The organism is Pelagerythrobacter marensis, assembly GCF_036700095.1.
Classification (GTDB): Bacteria; Pseudomonadota; Alphaproteobacteria; order Sphingomonadales; family Sphingomonadaceae; genus Pelagerythrobacter; species Pelagerythrobacter marensis_A.
Genome location: NZ_CP144918.1, coordinates 1,190,424 through 1,207,000, shown reverse-complemented (window position 1 = coordinate 1,207,000; position 16,577 = coordinate 1,190,424). Strand labels below are relative to the sequence as shown.

At 68.3% G+C, this 16,577-nt stretch carries 19 protein-coding genes; 7 read left to right on the top strand and 12 right to left on the bottom strand.

Annotated elements, in window-relative coordinates; genetic code table 11:
- Window positions 1-118 precede the first annotated feature (118 nt).
- Both nth and dapB read right to left on the bottom strand, forming a co-directional pair.
- On the bottom strand, window positions 119-784 hold the full coding sequence (gene nth / locus V5F89_RS05590) for an endonuclease III (protein ID WP_338447255.1): 666 nt from the start codon (window positions 782-784) through the stop codon (window positions 119-121).
- Between the two features lie 25 nt (window positions 785-809).
- On the bottom strand, window positions 810-1,547 hold the full coding sequence (dapB, locus tag V5F89_RS05585; RefSeq protein WP_338447254.1) for a 4-hydroxy-tetrahydrodipicolinate reductase: 738 nt from the start codon (window positions 1,545-1,547) through the stop codon (window positions 810-812).
- Between the two features lie 35 nt (window positions 1,548-1,582).
- Here dapB and V5F89_RS05580 point away from each other — a divergent pair, with 35 nt between their 5' ends.
- Together V5F89_RS05580 and V5F89_RS05575 are read left to right on the top strand one after the other, a co-directional pair.
- Window positions 1,583-2,281, top strand: a complete 699-nt coding sequence (locus V5F89_RS05580; protein ID WP_338447526.1) for an NAD-dependent deacylase — start codon at window positions 1,583-1,585, stop codon at window positions 2,279-2,281.
- 46 nt (window positions 2,282-2,327) lie between these two features.
- Window positions 2,328-2,627 carry a GIY-YIG nuclease family protein gene (locus V5F89_RS05575; RefSeq protein WP_338447253.1) on the top strand — a complete coding sequence of 100 codons (300 nt, stop codon included), beginning with the start codon at window positions 2,328-2,330 and terminating at the stop codon, window positions 2,625-2,627.
- Window positions 2,628-2,684: 57 nt separating this feature from the next.
- Here the strand turns inward: V5F89_RS05575 and V5F89_RS05570 are convergent, their stop codons facing one another.
- From V5F89_RS05570 to mutM, 4 genes are all read right to left on the bottom strand, one after another.
- The gene (locus V5F89_RS05570) at window positions 2,685-3,500 is read right to left on the bottom strand and encodes a HesA/MoeB/ThiF family protein (protein ID WP_338447252.1); all 816 of its coding nucleotides are present in this window, start codon (window positions 3,498-3,500) and stop codon (window positions 2,685-2,687) included.
- Between the two features lie 134 nt (window positions 3,501-3,634).
- A complete protein-coding gene (dnaA, locus tag V5F89_RS05565) occupies window positions 3,635-5,044 on the bottom strand; it encodes a chromosomal replication initiator protein DnaA (protein ID WP_338447251.1) in 1,410 nt (469 codons plus the stop codon).
- Between the two features lie 484 nt (window positions 5,045-5,528).
- Window positions 5,529-5,789, bottom strand: coding sequence for a 30S ribosomal protein S20 (gene rpsT / locus V5F89_RS05560; protein WP_338447250.1), 261 nt, complete (start codon window positions 5,787-5,789; stop codon window positions 5,529-5,531).
- Between the two features lie 200 nt (window positions 5,790-5,989).
- A complete protein-coding gene (gene mutM / locus V5F89_RS05555) occupies window positions 5,990-6,805 on the bottom strand; it encodes a bifunctional DNA-formamidopyrimidine glycosylase/DNA-(apurinic or apyrimidinic site) lyase (protein ID WP_338447249.1) in 816 nt (271 codons plus the stop codon).
- A 56-nt stretch (window positions 6,806-6,861) separates the two neighbouring features.
- Here mutM and V5F89_RS05550 point away from each other — a divergent pair, with 56 nt between their 5' ends.
- The 3 genes from V5F89_RS05550 to V5F89_RS05540 all read left to right on the top strand — a co-directional run bounded on the left by V5F89_RS05550 (window position 6,862) and on the right by V5F89_RS05540 (window position 9,730).
- Entirely contained in the window at window positions 6,862-7,605 is a 744-nt protein-coding gene (locus tag V5F89_RS05550; protein ID WP_338447248.1) for a class I SAM-dependent methyltransferase, read from the top strand.
- Window positions 7,606-7,708: 103 nt separating this feature from the next.
- On the top strand, window positions 7,709-9,265 hold the full coding sequence (gene ubiB / locus V5F89_RS05545) for a 2-polyprenylphenol 6-hydroxylase (protein WP_338447247.1): 1,557 nt from the start codon (window positions 7,709-7,711) through the stop codon (window positions 9,263-9,265).
- A 6-nt stretch (window positions 9,266-9,271) separates the two neighbouring features.
- On the top strand, window positions 9,272-9,730 hold the full coding sequence (locus tag V5F89_RS05540; RefSeq protein WP_338447246.1) for a hypothetical protein: 459 nt from the start codon (window positions 9,272-9,274) through the stop codon (window positions 9,728-9,730).
- A gap of 7 nt (window positions 9,731-9,737) precedes the next feature.
- Here the strand turns inward: V5F89_RS05540 and V5F89_RS05535 are convergent, their stop codons facing one another.
- On the bottom strand, window positions 9,738-10,121 hold the full coding sequence (locus tag V5F89_RS05535; RefSeq protein ID WP_338447245.1) for a DUF4345 family protein: 384 nt from the start codon (window positions 10,119-10,121) through the stop codon (window positions 9,738-9,740).
- Window positions 10,122-10,266: 145 nt separating this feature from the next.
- On the opposite strand from V5F89_RS05535, the gene coaBC reads away from it, so the two are divergent.
- Both coaBC and dut read left to right on the top strand, forming a co-directional pair.
- Window positions 10,267-11,550 carry a bifunctional phosphopantothenoylcysteine decarboxylase/phosphopantothenate--cysteine ligase CoaBC gene (gene coaBC / locus V5F89_RS05530; protein ID WP_338447244.1) on the top strand — a complete coding sequence of 428 codons (1,284 nt, stop codon included), beginning with the start codon at window positions 10,267-10,269 and terminating at the stop codon, window positions 11,548-11,550.
- Window positions 11,547-12,008: a dUTP diphosphatase gene (dut, locus tag V5F89_RS05525; protein ID WP_338447243.1), complete on the top strand. Its 462-nt coding sequence runs from the start codon at window positions 11,547-11,549 to the stop codon at window positions 12,006-12,008. Before coaBC ends, dut begins: the two co-directional genes overlap by 4 nt.
- Before the next feature lie 47 nt (window positions 12,009-12,055).
- Here dut and V5F89_RS05520 read toward each other — a convergent pair whose 3' ends face one another.
- From V5F89_RS05520 to murJ, 5 genes are all read right to left on the bottom strand, one after another.
- Window positions 12,056-12,355, bottom strand: coding sequence for a hypothetical protein (locus tag V5F89_RS05520; RefSeq protein ID WP_338447242.1), 300 nt, complete (start codon window positions 12,353-12,355; stop codon window positions 12,056-12,058).
- Between the two features lie 59 nt (window positions 12,356-12,414).
- Complete coding sequence (locus tag V5F89_RS05515) at window positions 12,415-12,771, bottom strand: hypothetical protein (protein WP_338447241.1); 357 nt, start codon at window positions 12,769-12,771, stop codon at window positions 12,415-12,417.
- A 238-nt stretch (window positions 12,772-13,009) separates the two neighbouring features.
- Window positions 13,010-13,720, bottom strand: a complete 711-nt coding sequence (locus tag V5F89_RS05510; RefSeq protein ID WP_338447240.1) for a DUF4136 domain-containing protein — start codon at window positions 13,718-13,720, stop codon at window positions 13,010-13,012.
- 187 nt (window positions 13,721-13,907) lie between these two features.
- Window positions 13,908-14,924 carry a tryptophan--tRNA ligase gene (trpS, locus tag V5F89_RS05505; protein WP_338447239.1) on the bottom strand — a complete coding sequence of 339 codons (1,017 nt, stop codon included), beginning with the start codon at window positions 14,922-14,924 and terminating at the stop codon, window positions 13,908-13,910.
- A gap of 75 nt (window positions 14,925-14,999) precedes the next feature.
- The gene (gene murJ, locus V5F89_RS05500; protein ID WP_338447238.1) at window positions 15,000-16,571 is read right to left on the bottom strand and encodes a murein biosynthesis integral membrane protein MurJ; all 1,572 of its coding nucleotides are present in this window, start codon (window positions 16,569-16,571) and stop codon (window positions 15,000-15,002) included.
- Window positions 16,572-16,577 lie beyond the last annotated feature (6 nt).

The following is a 16,577-nucleotide window of genomic DNA, read 5'->3' as shown; positions in this document are numbered from 1 at the left end:
CCTTACCGATCCCCAGCGCAGGCTGGGGTCTCGTGCTAGCAGGCGACACGCCAGCGGCCTGAGGCCCCTGCCTACGCAGGGGCTCGGGAGGGCATCGGGCACAGCGCCAGCGGCGGGTCTAGCGCGCGCTCTTCTTGCGCCCTGGCGGCGGTTCCAGCACTTTCTTGCGGAAGGCGCACAGGTCCACCACCGGGCACCGCCAGCATTCGGGCGTGCGTGCCTTGCAGACATAGCGGCCGTGCAGGATCAGCCAGTGGTGGGCGTGCAGGCGGAAGGGCTGCGGCACGCGCTTGTCCAGCTTGGTCTCGACCTGTTCCGGCGTCTTCCCGCGCGCCAGCCCGGTGCGGTTGCCGACGCGCAGGATATGGGTGTCGACGGCGAAGGTTTCCTGCCCGAACCAGCAGTTGAGCACGACATTGGCGGTCTTGCGCCCGACGCCGGGCAGGCGGACCAGATCCTCCCGGTTGTCGGGCACCTCGCTGCCATATTCCTCCACCAGCATGCGCGACAAGGCGATCACGTTCTTCGCCTTGGAATTGAACAGGCCGATGGTCTTGATGTGCTCCTTCAATCCCTCCTCGCCCAGCGCCAGCATCTGTTCGGGCGTCTCGACTTCGGCGAAAAGGCGCCGGGTCGCCTTGTTGACGCCGACGTCGGTCGCCTGGGCCGAGAGCGCGACCGCGACCACGAGCTGATAGGCATTGCCGTATTCCAGCTCGGTCTCCGGCGCGGGATTGTCTTCCGCGAGCCGGCGGAAGAATTCGAAGATCTGGTCTTTCGTCATCGGGCGGATCGGGCGATCTCGGGCATCAATCGGGCACGGGCGCGAGAATATCGTCCATCGCATAGCGGCCGGCTTCGCGACCGATCAGCCAGGCGGCGGCCTTCACCGCGCCGCGCGCGAAGATCATGCGGTTTTCGGCGCTGTGCGACAGGATGAGCCGCTCCTCCTCCCCCGCCACGATCACGCTGTGCTCGCCCGCCACCGTGCCGCCGCGCAGCGCGGCGAAGCCGATCGCCCCGCGCCGGCGCGCACCGGTATGGCCGTCGCGCCCGCTCTCGCGATTGTCGGCCAGCGCGATTCCGCGCCCGGCCGCCGCGGCCTCCCCCAGCAGCAGCGCGGTGCCCGAAGGCGCATCGACTTTCATCCGGTGGTGCATCTCGACGATTTCGATATCCCACTCGGGGCCGAGGCTGGCCGCCGCCTCGCGCACCAGCCGCGCGAGCAGGGTGATGCCGAGCGAGGTGTTCCCGGTCTGCAGCACGGCCACCTGGCGCGCCGCGTTGTCGATCGCGACATGATGGCGCTCTTCCAGCCCGGTCGTGCCGATCACGATCGGTATGCCCGCGCCGATCGCGGCGTGAATGTTCGCCTCCAGCGCGACCGGCGCGGAAAAGTCGACCAGCACGTCGCTGCGGTCGGCCAGCGCGGCGGGGTCGCCGCCGCGGTCGATCCCGCCGGCCGGTTCGTGCCCCCCGTCCGCGATGGCGCGCGCCAGCGCCTGCCCCATGCGCCCTTCGCTGCCGATAATGCCGATCCGTGCCATTGCGCTTCCCCGAAACCGCGTGCTTCATGGCCGCCATGGCAGACATTCGCAACATCGTCATCCTCACAGGCGCGGGCGTGAGCGCCGAGAGCGGCATCGACACCTTCCGCGGCGGCGGCGGGCTGTGGGAACGGCACCGGGTGGAAGACGTCGCCACCCCCGAAGCCTTCGCCCGCGATCCCGACCTGGTCCTGCGCTTCTACGACATGCGGCGCGCGGCAATTCAGGAGAAAGCGCCCAACCCGGCGCACGCGGCGCTGGCCCGGCTCGACGCCGACTGGGCGGGCGAGCTGCTGATCGTGACGCAGAACGTCGACGACCTGCACGAACGCGCCGGCGCGCGGCGGGTGCTGCACATGCACGGCACCCACCTCAACGCCTGGTGCACCGCCTGCGACGTGCGCTCGCGCTGGACCGGGCCGCTGATCGACCGCCCGCCCTGCCCCGCCTGCGGGCAGAGCGCGCTGAGGCCCGACGTCGTGTGGTTCGGCGAAATGCCTTACGAGATGGAGCGGATCTACGCCGCGCTGCGTTCGGCCGACCTGTTCGTCTCGATCGGAACATCGGGCGCGGTCTATCCGGCGGCAGGCTTCGTGCGCGACGCGCGCGAACTGGGCCTGCGGACGCTGGAGCTGAACCTGGAGCGCAGCCAGGGCTCCGCCTGGTTCGACGAGACCCGCCTCGGCCCGGCAAGCGAACTGGTGCCGGCATGGGTGGAGGAAGTGCTGGCGTGAGATCCCGCCATCCCTTGTCATCCCCGCGAAGGCGGGGATCCACGGCGTGACCGACGAACCCTATTGTTGGGTCTACATCCTCGCGAGCCGGAAGCGCGGCACGCTTTATATCGGTCTCACATCCCGCCTTGCCGGGCGGATGGACGAACATCGCAGCGGCAAGGTTCCCGGCTTCACCAGGCAGTACCGCGTGACCCGTCTGGTGCATCTTGAGCCGTTCGGCGATATTCACGAGGCCATCGCGCGCGAGAAGGCGCTGAAGAAATGGCGGCGCGCATGGAAGATCGAGCTGATCGAAAGCGGCAACCCGGAATGGCGCGATCTCTGGTACGACCTGAACCGCTGAACCGACGGGCAAGCCGGGCCCTGGATTCCCGCGTTCGCGGGAATGACACTGCTGCTCTTATTGCCATCCGCGCGAAGGCGGGGATCCATCGTCGGACGCTTTTCCGGCAGAACTGCACGCGCGGCAGGCCGGGTCCCTCGCGATGCGCAGCGTGCGCATCTCCGCCTTGAGGCCGTCGAGAAGGTGCAAGCGGCCCCATTGCGGATCGCCGAAAGCGGCCTTGCCCGCGAGCAGGACGCGCACGGCCTGCATGGCGGCGAAGGTGCCGGTCCAGCCTGCCATGGCGCCGAGCATCCCGTCCTCCGCGCAAGTATCGCAGTCGTCGGCATCGAAAGCGTCGCCGACGAAGCAGCGGTAGCAGGCCTCGCCCGGCAAGTGCCCGGCGAAAGCGCCGACCTGCCCCTGAAAGCGCCCGACGGCGGCCGAGAGGAGCGGGATGCCGGACGCCACGCAGGCATCGGACACTGCAAGCCGGGTGGCGAAATTGTCCGTCCCGTCGAGCACGAGATCGACCCCCGCGATCGCGGCGCCGGCATTGTCGCGAGTCAGGCGGCGGTCGACCAGCGCGACCGCGATCGCTCCGTCGAAATTGGCGAGCCAGCGCCGCGCCGACACCGCCTTGCCATGCCCCACGTCCCGCTCCGCATAGAGCGTCTGGCGCTGCAGGTTGGACAGTTCGACTCGCCCGTCGTCGATCAGGGTGAAGCGCCCGACGCCGGCACCGGCGAGATATTGCAGCGCCGGGCTGCCGATCCCGCCCAGGCCGACCAGCGCGACATGCGCCCCGGCGAGCGCGACCTGCCCCGCCCCGCCGATCTCGGGCAGGACGATATGGCGCGCGAAGCGGTCGATGCGGTCGGGGGGCAGGGCCATGGCAATGCTGTTGGCAGGCTGTGGAGGGACTGTCGATATGAGACTGAGTCCCAGCGAAGGCTGGGACCTCGTGCCACAAGCGGAGCGCCGGGTTGCCCGAGGCCCCAGCTTTCGCTGGGGCTCGCAGCCGTGGGTCAGCTCTCGAGCTGGCGGAGCAGGCTGCGCACGTCGCCGTCCATGTCGGCATCGCGCTGGCGCAGATCCTCGATCAGGCGGACGGCGTGGATCACGGTCGAATGGTCGCGGCCGCCGAACTTGCGCCCGATCTCGGGATAGGAGCGCGGGGTAAGAACCTTCGACAGGTACATCGCGACCTGGCGCGGCCGCACGACCGCGCGCGCGCGGCGCTTGCTCGACATCTCCGCGCGGTCGATGCGGTAGAACTGGCACACGGTGCGCTGGATCTCGTCGATCGTGATCCGGCGGCGATTGGCCGAAAGAATATCGGTCAGCTGCTCCTCGGCCAGCTGGAGCGAAACCTCCTGCCCGGTGAGCTGGGCATAGGCGACCAGCTTGTTGAGCCCGCCCACCAGCTCGCGCACGTTGCGCGTGATCGTGCGGGCGAGAAAGTCGATCACGTCCTCGGGCACCGAGAGCGGGGCGAACCGGGTCAGCTTCGATTCGAGGATCGAGCGTCGCAGTTCGATATCGGCCGGGGCGATATCGGCGACGAGGCCCATCGACAGGCGCGAGAGCAGGCGCGGTTCGACCCCGTCCAATGCCTGCGGCGCGCGGTCGGCGGCGAAGACCAGCCGCTTGCCTTCGGCCAGCAGCGCGTCGATCGTATAGAGAAGCTCTTCCTGCGCGCTCGCCTTGCCGATGATGAACTGGATGTCGTCGACCAGCAGCAGATCGAAACTGCGCAGCCGCGCCTTGAACTCGATCATCTGGTTCTGCTTCAGCGCCTGGACGAATTCGACCATGAAGCGCTCGGCGCTGCAATAGAAGATGCGCGCGCGCGGATGGCTCGACAGATAGGCATGGCCGATCGCATGGAGCAGGTGCGTCTTGCCCTGGCCGGTCGCCGCCTTGAGGTAGAGCGGCGAAAACTGGGGTTCCTCGTTCGCCGCCATACGCTGCGCCGCGTTGCAGGCGAGCACGTTCGATTCGCCGGTGACGAACGCGGCGAACGTCAGCGAGGGATCGAGCCCGACCGACGAAGTGAAGCCCTGCTCCCCGATAGTGCCGGCGGCGACCGCAATCATCGACGAATCGGCATCGTTGGCCGCGCGGTGACTATCGCCGCCCAGGTGGATGTCGGGAAGCTTGCGCCGCCCGGGGTGGACCGAAATCCGCACGTTGCGCACTTCGTTGCGCGCGATCTTCCAGGCCAGCGAAAGCCGGTCGGCAAAGCGGTCCTGAACCCAGTTGGCCGAAAATTCGGTCGGCAGGTAGAGATCGAGCGTTCCGGTTTCTTCGCAGAAGCCGCCGAGCTGGATCGGCTTGATCCACTGGCTGTGAAGCTGGTGACCGAGATCCTTTCGCAGGCCCTGGCTGATATCCGACCAATCCGCCGCCAGGTTCACCGCTTCGAGATCTTCCATCGAATCGCCTTGCCCTTTCCTTGCCCGAGCGCTCGCTTCGCCGACTTTGCTCGCCATTATCCTGCCTCGTCGCTCCCCAACCCCGAACGGGGCCGGCACTATATTCCTGTGCACCGGGCAAAGCCTCTCCCCGCCCGGGAATCGCCTCCATCCCGGGCTGCGTGCCATGCGACCAATGCTTTAGAGGCACCAGCTGTCCCGCCCCGTGCCGAAGTTCCCCTTATTGAAGGGGTTCGAGTGAGTCGCAAGAGGCGGCGCTGCAAAAAATCCGAAATAAACAAGTTGACTCGCTGCAAGGCCGCAGGCGTCCGTTCAAGTGAATGAAACTCCGGCATAAACTGGAAAGCGGCATCGCGAATCGTGCGCTTCTGCGGGTTTGCAGGCGAACCGATGTCTTCATTCTGTAATGGAAAGGGGCCGGCGCTTTACACGCCGGCCCCCATGCCGTTTCAAAACTGTCACGCTCCGCAATGGAGCGCGCGAATCAGAGCGCCGCGACCCGCTTGGACAAACGCGACAACTTGCGCGCTGCCGTGTTCTTGTGGATCACGCCGCGGGCCACGCCGCGGGCCAGCTCGGGCTGCGCGGCACGGAGCGCTTCGGCCGCGGCCTTCTTGTCGCCGCCTTCGATCGCGGCTTCGGCCTTCTTCACGAAGTTGCGGATGCGGCTCATGCGCGCACCGTTGATCTGGGCGCGGCGTTCGTTGCGGCGGATGCGCTTTTTGGCTTGCGGCGTATTGGCCATGTTCGTCCTTGTCTCGGGCTTCGTTGCGGAAGCCGGATTCCTTCGAATAATCTTGCGGCAAAGCGGCGGTTCGCCCGCCGGAAAGCGCGCGCCTTAGCGGCGGCAGTGCGAATCGTCAAGCATCGCCGGCAGCAGGCGGCCGGCCGTTCGAAGCACGCCAGCGATCCGCGGCCGGCTGTTGGCCGGCCTCGCCCCGCCCGTCACCGCTGGCACCGGGGGCAGAACCATGTGCTGCGCCCGCCCTGGGCCAGGCGGCGCACGGTGCCGCCGTCGCAGCGCCGGCACGGCTCCCCCTCGCGGCCGTAGACGTCGAACCGGGTCGCGAAATAGCCGAGTTCGCCATCGGGCCGGGCATAGTCGCGCAGGGACGACCCGCCGTCAGCGATCGACTGTTCCAGCACGTCCCGGATCGCCGGCACCAGCCGTTCCAGCGCGGCGCGCGAGACCCTGCCCCCTGCCTTGCGCGGATCGATCCGCGCGCGGAAGAGCGCCTCGCACACGTAGATATTGCCCAGGCCGGCAACGATGCGCTGGTCGAGCAGCAGCAGCTTGATCGCCTGTTTCCGGCCCGCCAGCGCGGCGTGCAGGTGGCCCGCGGTCAGGCCCGGCCCCAGGGGCTCCGGCCCCATCGCGGCGAACGCAGCCAGGCGGTCGAGCGAATCGGTGGCGACCAGATCCACCCAGCCGAACCGCCGCGCATCGTTGAGCGCGAAGCGGTGCGCACCGGTTTCGAGCACGAGGTGGTCGTGCCTGTCGGGCGCGGCCGGGTCGATCCGCCAGCGCCCGCTCATCCCCAGGTGGAAGAGAAGGGTCTGGCCGCGGTCGGTGTGGATCAGGCCGACTTTCGCCCGCCGCCCCAGCCCCGTCACCCGCGCCCCGGTCAGCATCTGCGCGAGTTCGGCCGGGAACGGGCGGCGCATGTCGGGCCGGTTGACCGCCACGCGCGCGATCCGCTCCCCTTCGAGGTAGCGGGCCAGCCCGCGCACGGTGGTTTCGACTTCGGGCAGTTCGGGCATGGCCCCTGCCTCTAACACCCTTTGCCCGGGCGGCAATTCCCCGTAAGGCCGGGGCCATGAGCGAACTGGATGGCGAGCGGGTTTCCTTCGGCTACGAAGACGTGCCCCCCGAGGAAAAGACCGCCCGCGTGGGCGCGGTCTTTTCCCGCGTGGCGGCGAAATACGACGTGATGAACGATGCCATGTCGGGCGGGATGCACCGATTGTGGAAGGACCGCTTCGTGCGCCGGGTCAAGCCGCAGCCGGGCGAGGCGATCCTCGACATGGCCGGCGGCACCGGCGACATCGCCTTCCGCCTGGCCGAACGCGGCGCCGAAGTGACGGTGGCCGACATCAACCGGGACATGCTCGACGTCGGCATCGAACGGGCGATCGACCGCGGCCTGACGGGCCTTGCATGGTCGTGCCAGAATGCGGAGGAGCTGGGCTATCCGCGCGGCATGTTCGATGCCTATACGATCGCTTTCGGCATCCGCAACGTGACCCGGATCGACAAGGCCCTGGCCGAGGCGCACCGCGTGCTCAAATACGGCGGGCGCTTCTTCTGCCTGGAATTCTCGACCACCGAATGGCCCGGCTTCAAGGAAGCCTACGACCTCTATTCGCACAAGCTCGTGCCGCAGATCGGCAAGGCGATCGCGGGCGACGAGGACAGCTATCGCTACCTGGTCGAATCGATCCGCCGCTTCCCCCCGATGCCCGAGTTCGAGGCGATGATCCGCGCCGCCGGGTTCGCCAATACGCGCGTCGAACCGATCATGGGCGGGCTGGTCGCGATCCATTCGGGATGGAAGGTATGAGCGTCGCCCTGCAATCCCCCTCCCGCTTGCGGGAGGGGTTAGGGGTGGGCATGGGCCGCAAGGCCCACCTCCGGCCCCTCCCGCAAGCGGGAGGGGAGAGCGCATGACCAAGCCGGCGACCCATATATTCCGGCTGCTGAAATGGGGCCGCACGCTCGCCCGGCACGGGGCGCTGCGCGGGATCGAGAACGATCCCAACACCCCCGGCCCGGTCAAGCGCCTGGCGCGCGTGGCCCGTTTCGGCACGTTCCAGCCGCGCCAGCCCGACTATGCCGGCGCTTTCCAGGAAATCGGGCCGGCCGCGATCAAGCTGGGCCAGTCGCTCGCCACCCGGCCCGACCTGGTGGGGGAAGAGGCGGCGCACAACCTCCTCTCGCTGCAGGACAACCTGCCGCCGGTGCCCTATCCCGAGATCGAGCGGGCGATTTCGGCGAGCTTCGGCCAGCCGGTCGACACGCTGTTTGCAGAAATCGACCCGGTCCCGGTCGGCGCCGCCTCCATCGCACAGGTACACCGCGCGGTGACCGCCGACGGGCGCCAGGTCGCCGTCAAAGTGCTACGGCCGGGCATACGGGAGCGTTTCGCGCGCGACATCCAGACGTACGAATGGGCCGCCGCGCATCTGGAGGCGCTGGGCGGCGAAGCGGCCCGGCTGCGCCCGCGGCTGACGATCGCCAATTTCAAGCGCTGGACCAACCGCGAGCTGGACTTGCGGCGCGAAGCCGCCTCGGCAAGCGAGCTGGCCGATGCGATGCACGGCGTCGAACGCTACTGCATCCCGTCGGTCGACTGGGACCGGACCAATGGCCGGGTGATGACCGTCGAGTGGGTCGACGGGATCAAGATTTCCGACCGCGACGCCCTGATCGCGGCAGGTCACGATCTGCCCGACATTGCCCGCCGGCTGGTGCTCGCGTTCCTGCGCCAGGCGATCAGCGCCGGGTTCTTCCACGCCGACATGCACCAGGGGAACCTGTTCGTGCAGGCCGACGGCACGATCGTGGCGATCGATTTCGGGATCATGGGCCGGATCGACCGGCGCGCGCGGCAATGGCTGGCCGAGATCCTCTATGGCCTGACGACCGGCGATTACCGGCGCGTCGCCGAAATCCATTTCGAGGCGCAATATGTGCCGAGCTATCACTCGGTCGACGAGTTCGCGACCGCGCTGCGCGCCGTGGGCGAGCCGATGCGCGGCAAGCCGGTGAGCGAGCTTTCGGTCGGCCAGATGCTCGACGGGCTGTTCGCCATCACCCGCGATTTCGACATGCAGACCCAGCCGCACCTGCTGTTGCTGCAGAAAACGATGGTCATGGTCGAAGGGATCGCGACCCAGCTCGATCCCCAGATCAACATGTGGGACGTTTCGGCACCCTTCGTGAAAAGCTGGATCCGCGACGAGCTGGGACCGGAAGCGGCGCTGGCCGACCGGATTCGCGAAGATACCGCGACCCTGCTGCGCATCCCCGATCTCGTGCGGCGGATAGAGGAGCGCTATCCCGCCCGCGGCGGCGCGCCCGAACTGCCGCCGCTGCCGCCGATCGAGCTGATGTGGCAGCGGCGCGCGCGCAAGCGCGGCGGCTGGCCCGGCTACCTGCTGGCCGCGCTCGCCGGCGGCGGTGCGGTCTGGGGCGCGACAATGCTCGGCTGGATCGGCTGAGCCGCGATGGGCTGGGGCCAGGCCTTCCGCGCGATGCTCGGCCCCGCGCTGCTGACCGGGCCGGCGCTGGGCGTCGTCGGCGGACTTGTTCTGATCGTCATAGCCCTCGCCACAGGTGACAGCGGAACGGGCGGCGGGATTCTGATGGTCGTTCTAGTCATGGGTGCGGCATTCGGGCTGATCGTCGCCACGCCGGCGGCGCTGATCGCAGGAACCCCGATGGTTCGCCTGGCCGCCAGCGATTCGCGTTGGGCCCGGTGGAAAGCATGGGCCGCCGCCGGTACCGGCGTGGGTGGCATTATGGGAACCCCGTTCGGCCTATCCATCTACGAAAGTGCCGCAACGCTTCTGGTCGCCATCGCGTTCGTGGCAACGTTGGGCCTGCTGGGCGCGCTCATGTGCCGCCGGATGGTCGACCACAAAATCTCTGCAATGAACGCGGTCGACACCGATATCTTCGCCTGAACGCGGCTCAGGTCGCCGGATGCGGCAGGATGCGGCTCGCCACCAGCAGCACGATCACCGTGATCGCCTCCGCCGCCATCGGCAGCCAGAACCCCGGCTCCGTCCCGTCGGCCGCGACGCTGACGACCCTGCCCAGCAGCGCGATGCCGAACAGCGCCGCCGGCACCAGCAGCACGTCGCCGTTGCGCCGCCATGCCCCGAACAGCATGCAGGCCCCGGCGACGAGGAAGAAAGCCGTCATGTCCGCGCGCATCGTCGCAAGGCCATCGGGGCCGGAAGCGCCGAGGCCGAATGTCGCGCCCGAATTGACCGGGTCGACCAGGAAGCCCAGCCCGGTGACCAGATAGAACAGTCCGCCCACGAAAATGAGCGCCGTCAGCAAGATCCGCATGTCCCCTCCTCCATATGTCTTGCCGGGGTGTTTACAGGTTCGCGCCCATAAACCACCAGACAATTCGTCGCCGCGCGCCGCACGGGGGTGGCACGCGGCAGGCGGCGCGGCTAGGTTCGCGCGGTGAGAAGAAGGACGATCTGCGATGACCGGTGACAATGGGGCCAAGGCACCGCGGATATTGCTCGTCGTCGGCGGGGGCATTGCCGCTTACAAGGCCTGCGAACTGGTGCGCCTGATCCGCAAGGGCGGCGGATCGGTGACATGCGTGGTGACCGAAGGCGGGCAGCAGTTCGTGACGCCGATGACGCTCGCCGCGCTGTCGGAGAACCCGGTCTATACCACGCTGTGGGATCTCAGGAACGAGGCCGAGATGGGCCACATCCAGCTCAGCCGCGAGGCCGATCTGGTCGTGGTCTGCCCGGCAAGCGCGGACCTGCTGGCCAAAATGGCGGCCGGGATCGCCGACGATCTCGCGACCACGCTGATCCTCGCGACGGACAAGCCGGTGATGGCCGTGCCCGCGATGAACGTGCGCATGTGGCAGCACCCGGCAACGCGGCGCAACGTCGCCTGGCTGCGCGAAAGCGGGGTCGATGTGCTCGAGCCCGACGAAGGGCCGATGGCCTGCGGCGAATACGGCCCCGGCCGCCTTCCCGAACCGGAAGCGATCTGGGCCGCCATCGTGGCACGCCTCGAGGCTGGCGACGGCCCGGACCTGCTTTCGGGGCAGCCCGATTTCGATGCCGCCCCCGATCATCGCCCGCTCTATGGCCGCCATGTGCTTGTGACCGCGGGGCCGACGCACGAACCGATCGATCCGGTTCGCTATATCGCCAACCGGTCGAGCGGGAAGCAGGGCTTCGCCATCGCCGCGGCCGCCGCCGCCGCCGGCGCGCGCGTGACGCTGGTGGCCGGCCCGGTCGCGCTGGAAACGCCGCATGGCGTCGACCGGATCGACGTCGAGTCCGCTCGCGAAATGGCCGAGGCGGTCGAGGCCGCGCTGCCGGCGGACGTAGCGGTGATGGTCGCCGCCGTGGCCGACTGGCGCACGCGCGATATCGCCGGGCAGAAGATGAAGAAGGCCCGGTCCGGCCTGCCCGAACTGGTGCTGGCGGAAAATCCCGACATTCTCGCCGGCCTCGCCGCGAACGACGCGCGGCCGGGCCTGCTGATCGGCTTTGCCGCCGAAACCGAAAACGTGATCGACAACGCGAAGGCGAAGCGCGCGCGCAAGGGCGCCGACTGGATCGTCGCGAACGACGTTTCGGGCGCGCCCAAGGACAGCGTGATGGGCAGCGACCACAACCGGGCGCATATCGTCACCGCCGACGGTGTCGAAACGCTGGAGCGCATGCCGAAGACGGAACTGGCGCGCGCCCTGGTGGCGCGGATCGCCGCATACCTGGAGACGGACGAAACCGAATGAACGATGCCATTCCCGTACAAATCAAACGCCTTCCCCACGGCCAGGGGCTGGAGCTGCCGCGCTATGCTACGCAAGGGGCCGCGGGAATGGATGTCGTTTCGGCGGAGGACGTGACTCTGGCGCCCGGCGCGCGCCACGCGGTCGCGACCGGCCTCGCCCTCGCCATCCCCGCCGGATACGAGATTCAGGTCCGCCCCCGATCGGGGCTGGCGCTGAAACACGGCATCTCGGCCCCCAACGCGCCGGGGACGATCGATTCCGACTATCGCGGCGAGCTGAAGGTCATTCTGATCAATCACGGCGACGAGCCTTTCGCGATCGCCCGCGGCGACCGCGTGGCGCAGCTCGTGCTCGCGCCCGTGACGCGGGCGGCGTGGGACGAAGTCGACGACCTCGACGAAACCGTGCGCGGTGCGGGGGGATTCGGCTCGACCGGAGGGCACGCCGCGCTCGTCTGATTGGCGAAGCGGGGCGGGCCCTGCGAAAAGGCCCGCCCCGCACGCGGTCACAACATGATGTAGAGCGCCGCGATGCCCGAGAGCAGAAGTGCGCCGACAATCCACACCGCCGCCTTCTCGCGCGGGCTGAGGCGGTCGAGATGCTCGTCGCGCAGTCGCCGATAGGGTTCGGCGAGCGCTTCGTTGCTGGCGAACATCGCCGCCTCGTAAGCGGTTGCTTCCTTGCGGAACCAGTGGAGCACGTCCTTCAGTTCCGCCTCGTCGAGGGCAGGGTAGCGCGCGACGCTGGCTTCGATCGCCAGCCGTCGCTCTTCGGGCGAGACGGCCCGGTCCTGTGTCTGTTGCATCGTATCACCTGAATTGGTCCATCGTTTCGCCGCCGGCATCGGCCGGAGCGGTGGGCAATTCAGGCGAGAGGCGGCCCCCGGGCTGCGTGCGTGAGGCTGGCGACGTCTCGCGCACGCGGCGGCCCGGTCTGCGGGGGCCGGCCGAAACGCAGGAACCGGCTGGTGCGCGCGGCAGCGTGTGCGGACGCGGACCGCACGGGCGCCATCGCCACGGGCGGCTCGATCCGCTGGACCTGACCCTGCTCGGCCTTGCACTGGAAGGGCGCGGTCGACACTTCGACCGCCGCGATGTCGAATGCCGATCCGTGCCGCCGCTCGAACGCGACCGCTTTCGTCGGCACGGCCTGCAGGCACGCAACCGCCAGCAGCACGGCGGCGACGAAGCGGAAACGGATGAGAGCGGGCGACAGCGTCATGGCAACGCAACGTTAGATGCGCGCTGGTGAAGACAGCGACAAGAGGCGCGCGGCGCTAAAAAAGGCGATTATACCGTTGGCAAATTCGGCCATACGGCAGACCAAGAGGCGTTCCGTTCCCTTCTCGTGGGCCTCCTCCACACGACCTGGCCGGATTTGCAAAGGGCATAATCGCCAAAAAATTGGCGGGCCCGCTCGCACAGGCCCGCCTTTCGGCGATCGGTGGGCGTTCGCCCGATCAGTCGATCGGGCGCACCGTTTTCTCGCCTTCCGGCTTGATCGAAATGCGCACCGTCTCGCCCGAATTGCCGGGGAAATCGGTGAACATGGCTTCGACCAGGTTGGGCACGAGATACTGCAACCGGTTGGACGTCGAGACCGCTTCCGCCTTCCCTTCGAACAGGCGTTCGCCATCGGCGGCGCGGTCGATCTTCAGGTCGATCCCGCTGGTATAGACGGTATAGCTGCGAATGTCCGGCCCGCCGAACCACGGATCGTAGAACCCGTAACCCCACGGCCGCGAGGGGACATAGGCCACGCGATAGCCATCCGGCGTGCGGACATAGACGGGCCGGCGCGAGAAGCCGTACCACGGATCGTAGAACGGATCGCGATAGCCGGGAGTCGAGCGAACCCGCTCGCGCCCGTTGTCGACGCCGTAGTCGAACCGGACCAGCAGAGTCGCATCGTCGGGCGAAGCCCGGGTATAGCCGAGCCGCGTCATCTCCGCGGCGACGAGATCGGCATAGTGAGCGAATTCGAGACCGCCGGCGAGCGCCGGGTCCTCAGCCACGACCGCGAAAGTCTGCCCCTGCGGCGCCGGAAGCTGCGACTGGAAGCGCGAAACGTCGGCCTTGAACGGCGTGGCGCAGGCGGCCAGACCGGCGAGCAGCACCGTTATGGCGGCAAGCTTGACGGCGCGACCCCAGCTCTGGTTGCGGGTGTTCATCGTGTTTTCCCCTTTGGAAACAGAAACGCATAGCGCGGCCGTCCCTCACACCGGTTGCACGCTGTCATCGATGGGCCGTGCTGTAAAGCAGGCGGGCTGAACGGGAATTGAATGCCCGCTGCGCGAAACGTTTGTTTACCAACCGTTTGTGCGCAGGTGCACCGCAGGCTGGGACCTGCCGCACTGGCTATCCACGCACCAGCCCCAGCGCGGCATAGGCCGCATCGAGCGTGGGCACGGCCCGTTCACGCGCCCGCGCCGCGCCTTTGGCCAGAATCGCGTCGAGCGCTTCGCGGTCTTCGCGCAGGGTACGGAACCGCGCGGTAATGGGCGCGATCGTTTCGACCATCAGCTCCGCCAGCGCGGGCTTGAACACGCCGAAGCCCTGCCCCCCGAACCGCGCGAGCACTGCATCGACCGTCTCGCCCGACAGCGCGGCGTAGATCGAGACCAGGTTCAGCGCCTCTGCCCGGCCCACCAGGCCGCCGGCCTCGGCGGGCAGAGGCTCCGGGTCGGTTTTCGCCTTCTTGACCTTCTTCACGATCGTATCGCTGTCGTCGGTCAGGTTGATGCGCGCCATGTCCGACGGGTCGGACTTGCTCATCTTCGCGCTGCCGTCGCGCAGGCTCATGATCCGCGCCGCCTCGGGCGGGGTGATCGGTTCGGGCAGGGTGAACACCGGCGCGCCTTCGGCGGCGAAGTCGTTGTTGAACTTCTGCGCCACGTCGCGCGCCAGCTCCAGGTGCTGTTTCTGGTCTTCGCCCACGGGCACATGGGTCGTCTGATACAGCAGCACGTCGGCGGCCTGGAGCACGGGATAAGTGAACAGCGCGACGCTGGCGCCTTCGCGGTTCTTGCCGCTCTTGTCCTTGAACTGCGTCATGCGGTTCAGCCAGCCCATCCGCGCGGTGCCGTTCAGCAGCCATTGCAGCTCCGCATGGGCCGGAACCTGCGCCTGGTTGAACAGGACCGAGCGGTCGGGATCGATCCCGCAGGCGACCAGCGCCGCCACCATTTCCAGCGTCGCACGATGCAGCGCGGCCGGATCGTGCGGCATGGAAATCGCGTGCAGGTCCGCCAGGAAGAACAGGCATTCGTCCCCTTCTTCCAGCGCGTCCTGCATGCGCACCCAGTTGCGGATCGCCCCCAGGTAATTGCCGAGGTGGAGATTGCCGGTGGGCTGGATGCCGGAAACGATGCGCATGACGATCCTGTCGCTGGGGGCCGCGCCCCCGTTGGGTTGAACGGAACCGGCGCTTCCGGCCCCGGCCGCGCGATGTCAACCCTCGCGGCGCATCAGCCGCCGCACCGTCGCGCGGTCGAGCACGCCCAGCGCCGCCGCCAGGGCGAAATAGATCGCCGCCCCGACCGCCACCAGCGCGGCGATCGCCGCGACCCGTTCCAGCACGCTCCCGGCATAATAGCCCGCGCCATAGGGCATGGCATACCACAGCGCGGCGCCCATCAGCAGCGCGGCCAGAACGATCCGCGCGATTCGCCCGGCGACGCGCGCCGTCAGGCGGAAACGGTCGCTGCGCGCGAGCAGGAAATAAAGCAGCGCGACATTGGTCCAGGCCCCGATCGATCCGGCCAGCGCCAGCCCGACCACGCCCAGGCGCGGCACGAGCAGGAAATTGAGCGCGACGTTGAGCACCAGCGCGGCAGCCGCAGTATAGACCGGGGTGCGCGTATCCTTGCGCGCGAAATAGTTGGGGACCAGCACTTTGATCAGCACGTAAGCCGGCAGGCCCACGACCAGCGCCGATGTGACCGCGCCCGTCGCCATGGCATCGGACAGGGTGAACGCCCCGCCGGTGTAGAACGCGCGGGTGAAGGCGCTGCCGGTCACGAACAGCGCGACGGCCGCCGGCACGGTGAGCAGCATGGCCAGCTCGATCGCGTTCGACTGCAGCCGCTGGGCCGCGTCGTGATCGTCGCTGGCGATATGGCGCGACAGCGCCGGCAAGATCGCGGTGCCGAGCGCGATCCCGATAATGCCCAGCGGAAGCTGGTTCAGCCGGTCCCCCATCGCGAGGAAGGTATAGGCGCCGTCGGGCAGGGTCGCGAGGAAGAACAGGTCGATGAAGCGGCTGATCTGGTACACCCCCGCGCCGAACACCGCGGGCAGGATCAGGATGCCCAGTTCCTTCACCCCCTTCGTCACGCGCGGGCGCCGCAGCCGCATCCGAAAGCCCGAGCGCCGGGCCCAGGCCCAGAGCCAGACGAGCTGGAGCACGCCCGATGCCGTCACCGCGATCGCCAGCAGCTCGCCCGTCGCGCGCCGCGCCTCGACCCCCTCGCCCATGGTCATGCCGGTCGCCAGGGCGGCGATCAGGCAGATATTGAGCAGGATCGGCGCCGCGGCGGCGGCGGCAAAGCGCGAGAGCGAGTTGAGGATCGCGGCGAACAGCGTCGCCAGGCTCATGAAGGCGAGATAGGGAAACGCGATCCGCGCCATCAGCACGGCGAGATCGAACAGCTCGGGGTCGCTTTCGATCCCTTCGTTCGCGAACAGGCCGGCGATCCACGGCATCGCGATCAGCGCCAGCGCGCCGAACACGATCAGCACCGGAATCAGGAAGGCAAGCACTTCCTCGGCGAACCGACGCGCTTGCGAAAGATCGTCGGTGCCGGCCATGCGCCGGTTGAACAGCGGCACGAAGGCGCTGGCGAAGGCGCCTTCGGCGAACAGGCGGCGGAAGATGTTGGGCAGCTGGAAGGCAAGCTGCCAGGCATCGGCCACCCCGCCCGCGCCGAGCGCGCGCGCGAGCAGCATGTCGCGCACGAAGCCGAACAGCCGGCTGACCATCGTCAGCCCGCCGATCGTCCCGACGTTTTTGAGCAGGCTCATGCCGCG